The sequence below is a fragment of the Pseudoalteromonas sp. AOP7-A1-14 genome, from assembly GCF_052376275.1.
Taxonomy (GTDB): domain Bacteria; phylum Pseudomonadota; class Gammaproteobacteria; order Enterobacterales; family Alteromonadaceae; genus Pseudoalteromonas.
Window position 1 is genome coordinate 1 of sequence record NZ_JBQSVO010000167.1, and the last position, 5030, is coordinate 5030.

The following is a 5030-nucleotide window of genomic DNA, read 5'->3' on the forward strand; positions in this document are numbered from 1 at the left end:
GAGATTGGCTGTGTATATCGGATTGTGGGTAATTGGCAATATGATAAGAGAACCCGAAGAGGGAAGTCTGTTATCGAAATAAACATAAGAGGGCTAAACCGCATAGATTTACTTGGAAGCGATAAACTTGAAAAGCTCTCCAATAAAATTAATAGCATGGAAGCAGAGGCAGAAACGTTAGCGAAAAACGGTTGGAAGAGGCCACTGCGACAAAATGAAAAAACAGCTCAGCAGCGTGAACTTGCCTCACTACAGGAAATGCATACTAGACTCAGAGCAAAAGTAGGTATGGCGGATCGTTTAACCCAATATTTTGTGCCATTTATTCAAGCTTTAAAATCGCTACAAGTAAAATTTGAACGATTAGGAATAGGCGTGACGGGCAATTTTCCTTCATCTATGACCTTCATTCAAAACCGAACTTACAGTAATGCTAATAAAGCATATAAGAGCATAATTAATTTTTCTGGTTTTAATGAAGATAATGTATTTGAGGCAATTCAAAAGTCTGACAATCTGAAGTTAATAAATATATCGTCTCTTTATGAAAGATGGTGCTTATTGCAGTTTTTTAAAGTGTTGATATTTAAATTTAGATATCAGCCAGAAAAAGGCTGGAAAGAAAAACTTATTGCGTCAGTATTAAATAATGAAAAAGACATTTCTATATCTTTTACAAATAAAGCAGCAGGTCGAGGTATTACCTTATGGTACGAGAAAGTATTAAGTAATAAGCGTACACCAGACTTTTTACTTGAAGTTAATGCACAAGGCGATAACGGACGAGTTAATAGTAGGTCTTTTGTATTTGACGCAAAGTTTTATCAAGACATTAATGACCCCAAACATGGTGGTATTAGCCAAGTTATAAAGCATCTTTATTTTGATAAAGATTACTCAGAGAAGGGTCAAAATGGCGTTTTTGTATTACACCCTTCAAATGACGCTGTACCTGTCGCAATTAACCCGCAATCTTGGGCACAGCATAGCTTTTTAGGTGAGATAACCATGTTTGATTGGGACGATACTATGCGTGAGCAACAGTATCATAAATATGGTGCAATTAAGCTTTCTCCTATCGATACGGTCAGTTACCTGGATGAATTACAAAGGCTTGTAGGTATGTGTTTACAATATGGGGTTGAGAATAACAAACTTAATAAACAGCATCCTATTACACTTACGGATTCAACCGGGTTTTGTATTCAATGTGGTGGCACCGACTTAAATTATTCGCAAGGTAACAATGATAAAGTATGGTGGGCGACTTGTAATGATTGTAAGCATTTCACCATTTATAGCTATTGCTCTAATGGCGAATGTAGAACTAGATTAATTAAAAACGGCGATTATTGGAATTATCATTCTATTGAGGCTTTAGAGCCTATTAATATTCAATGTCCTGCCTGTTCGGAGCATTTTTAATGATAACTGGTTACAGGTTTCAAGGAGTCTTATATCAAGATGAGTTATTGTTTGGTAATCGCTTAAAAACAATAGCATTTATCAGTACTTGCAATAATTTATATGCGAAGTTAGTGGAGTTTTGCGACGAGCAATTAAGTCATTGTGTGAAAAGCGTATAGCAATTGCTTTCGACAACGTAAAAACTATCCACGGGAAGTCGGTGAAGTAATATATACGAAGCTAGGAAAAGGGATTATTTGTATTTCATGTAAATATTCTTGACATGTTTAAATTGTTTAAAGGATACTGTCCTCAGTCCTAGGACTGAGGACAGTAAAAGGAAATAAAAATGAAAAGTCAAGATATCGTCGTGTTGCTGAAGTTAGTGTCCCTTCACACTGAGCTATTTGGCGAAAACTCCGTTGAAAGCGAATTATTAAAAATCAGTTGGCAATTTGATGATTGGAGTGATGGCGAGGAGGTATACTTTGAAGAACCTAGTTTAATCGATGAGTATATTGAGCGTCGTTTTTCAATGCGATCTTTAGAAAGTGATACGGGAATTAGTAAATCTCAAGTCAACTTGAGCTTAAAGCGTATGACTGAAGTTGGGCTAGTTAAGCTTGATAGAAAACTAGCGGTGCCTAAAACAAATGTTAAAGCACTATTGGAGTTCCTTGCTTATGGTATTAGGTACGTATTCCCTGCCAAAGAGGGAGTATTAACGCGTGGAATTGCAACCTCTATTGCTGCTCCTGTGCTACAAGGAAGGTTAATGACATCTGGCGATTTCTCACCCGTTTGGCCTTATGCCAAGGGCAAGTCAAAGGGTTTAACTATAGAGCCTTTACATCCCAAAGTTTTTCAAGCTGTTCGCAAAGATCCAAGAATGTATGCATACCTTGCGTTAACAGACGCGATTAGACTAGGTAATCCTAGAGAACGGAACTTTGCTTTAGAAACCTTACAGCAACTATTTAAGACAACAATATGAAAACGATAAATTTACAAAAGCAGATGCTAACAAAAGTAGCAGAAGCACTTGGTGAGCAATTGATTCAAGAAGTTGTGTTTGTGGGAGGCTGTACTACAGGACTTTTGATTACAGACGATTTCACCAAAGAGCAAATTAGGTATACCGATGATGTTGACTTAATCGTTGATGTAGTAGGGTATCCTGCTTGGACGAGTTTACAAGATCAATTAAGAGAGCACGGCTTTAGCATAGATATGGGTGAAGAAGTCATGTGCCGTATGCTGTTAGGTGAGCTTAAAGTTGATTTTATGCCTGTGGATGAGAAAACACTCGGCTTTACAAATAAGTGGTATAGAGATGCCGTAGATACGGCCCAAGATTATCAATTGACTGATCAGTTGACGATCAAACTTGTTGCGCCGGAATACTTTATTGCGACAAAAATTGAAGCTTACTTGGGGCGTGGCAATGGAGATTGCTTATCTAGCCATGATATAGAAGATTTGCTTAATATTTTTGATGGCCGAGAGGAAATCGTAGAAGAAATAAATAGTGCTTCAGCGGCTTTGAAGAGTTATATCTCAAAGCAATTATTTTTACTAATAGAAGATTCCAATTTTGAGTATGCGATTCAAAGCCTAACAAATGGTGATTTAGATAGAGAAAAGGTGATTTTTGAAAGGCTAGAAGGCGTTGCTGACAATGGATAGCAGAGTAATGGATATAGATTGTTATTCACAACAAGGTAGTGCTCGTGAGACCAATAGGGACTTTGTTGGGCTTTTCGAACTTGATTGTGGAGTGTTGGTTTATTTATTGGATGTTTCAACAAGTTCATCGCTTAATTGTGCAAGCTTTGTAGAGCAACTTAATGGCTTAATTTTAGAGCGGGTCACTAATGAAAGTGTTGCAGAACCCAGTCTTTTTCTTGAAGTATTTCAACAAGTCATTATTGAGTTACAGCAGTCGTTCAAATCTGGAGTAGCAAGCTTAATTACGTGTTTTGTTTCATATGAGTCCGACAATGTGTGGGGGTATACCGTAGGTGACTCACGTATAGGCACTGTGAGGGATGAGATAATTTGGCTTTCTCCTGTTCATACTGGCGCCAATCCTTTTGGTGAAAGTTTTATAGACTCAATGAAGTTATTACCTGAAAGGCATATTTTGACCCGTTCTTTAAATATGCGAAAAAAATATAACCCCGAGCTTTTCCAATTTAATATCGCAAAAGAGCAATCTTTAGTAGTTGCATCTGATGGTTTCTGGGCTGAGTTAACATCAGAGCTTCAGCTAAGTTTATTGGCGAAGCAGCAAGTGCAGACGGAAGATGATAGCTCAGTTATCGCTATCAAAGACTTTATTGGCGCTGCAAATTTAAATTGCACTGTTTTGTCTGGAAATTGTAATTATTTCAACCTGACTAACAAGGGGTAATCTAATGAACCTAGAACAAATAAAACAAGGTGTATTAGCCAAGTTTGAAAAGTGCCGATTGGTATTTTGGCAAGATGAAGATGTCGAATTTAAAGAACAGTTGCCATCAATAAACGACGAACTTAATAGCAATGATGTAGAACTTATTGAGCTTGATGCGTGTTCACATTTTGAAATAAAGCAACGTATTGAACTAAAAGAAACAAGCTCAAAGTTCTTGCTGTATAGCAATAAACCGCAAAACGAGCCATCACGCGATTGGCTATATGATATTCGCTTATACGCAGAGCGGTTTTATGCTGATTCAAGCTCGATGATATTGAATGAGCTAGGTATGAGAATGGAGTTTCGCCAAGACATAAGTCGCTATAAGAAGTTTTTTGGAAACCAGCAGCGTTATAACAAGCTAAAGCGGTTACTACCAGAGGGTGCAGATAAACAAACATTAGAACTTTCGATGATTGCTGTTATCGCTAAGGTAGAAACGGTTTCTTTTACTGCGGCTTTATATCAGTTAATTAAGTTGTATGCAGAGCAGCCAGAAAAAGCAGGTGAGTTGCTATCTGAATTAAATAAATTTGAGCTTGGTAAAGTGTTTTGGCTGTTAGCTGTTGAAGAGTTTGGTTTTGTCGCCAAATGTTTATGGATAGATGATAAAGCCAATAGTACTCAACTCGTTATATTTAAAGACTTATTAACTAAGTTATTAGTCACTGATTGCTACCAAGCGTTGCAGTCATCTGGCGTTACTGTTCAAGCCACGAGTTTTGCCTCAAGCCTTTCTGCACATACTTTACCTATGAGCTTTAGCGACGAAGAAGCAACGGCACTACCAAAGAGCGTAAAAGAGTTGCTATTGAACGCGGCTTCTAAACGTGCATCTGTGGTTAACTTTGTGTCGTCTTGGCGAGAGAGCAGAACGTTATCGGATTCATATAATGCTGTGGCATCTGAAGTTGCCCAAGAGCTAGAAATTAAGAATAAACTTGCCGAGTTTAAACATCCGTCGGAGCTAATACATGTTGAAACCTTTGTTGAAGCGGATCAGCAGTTAATTAAATCGTTAGCAACGGATTTACCTGCATATAACGCTGTTGAAATTAATGAATGGGTTTCGAAAAAGGGTGGTGTATCAGAAAGTATGCTGAGGAGATAAAAGGAGGGTGACAGCCAAAGCAAGATGATATATTTGAGGTTATGAAGACACAAG

Annotated in this window: 5 protein-coding genes; all 5 read left to right on the forward strand. The window is 37.7% G+C overall.

The window, feature by feature from the left end:
- A partial coding sequence (locus ACT3RM_RS16825) for a nuclease domain-containing protein (protein WP_444511444.1) occupies nucleotides 1-1425 on the forward strand: 1425 nt, incomplete at its 5' end.
- Between the two features lie 331 nt (nucleotides 1426-1756).
- Complete coding sequence (locus tag ACT3RM_RS16830; protein WP_248533839.1) at nucleotides 1757-2401, forward strand: hypothetical protein; 645 nt, start codon at nucleotides 1757-1759, stop codon at nucleotides 2399-2401.
- Nucleotides 2398-3093: a hypothetical protein gene (locus tag ACT3RM_RS16835; RefSeq protein ID WP_248533841.1), complete on the forward strand. Its 696-nt coding sequence runs from the start codon at nucleotides 2398-2400 to the stop codon at nucleotides 3091-3093. The genes ACT3RM_RS16830 and ACT3RM_RS16835 overlap by 4 nt, the downstream gene beginning before the upstream one ends.
- Complete coding sequence (locus tag ACT3RM_RS16840) at nucleotides 3086-3820, forward strand: hypothetical protein (RefSeq protein ID WP_441996861.1); 735 nt, start codon at nucleotides 3086-3088, stop codon at nucleotides 3818-3820. Before ACT3RM_RS16835 ends, ACT3RM_RS16840 begins: the two co-directional genes overlap by 8 nt.
- Before the next feature lie 4 nt (nucleotides 3821-3824).
- Nucleotides 3825-4976, forward strand: coding sequence for a hypothetical protein (locus tag ACT3RM_RS16845; RefSeq protein ID WP_441995342.1), 1152 nt, complete (start codon nucleotides 3825-3827; stop codon nucleotides 4974-4976).
- The last annotated feature ends 54 nt before the right edge of the window (nucleotides 4977-5030 follow it).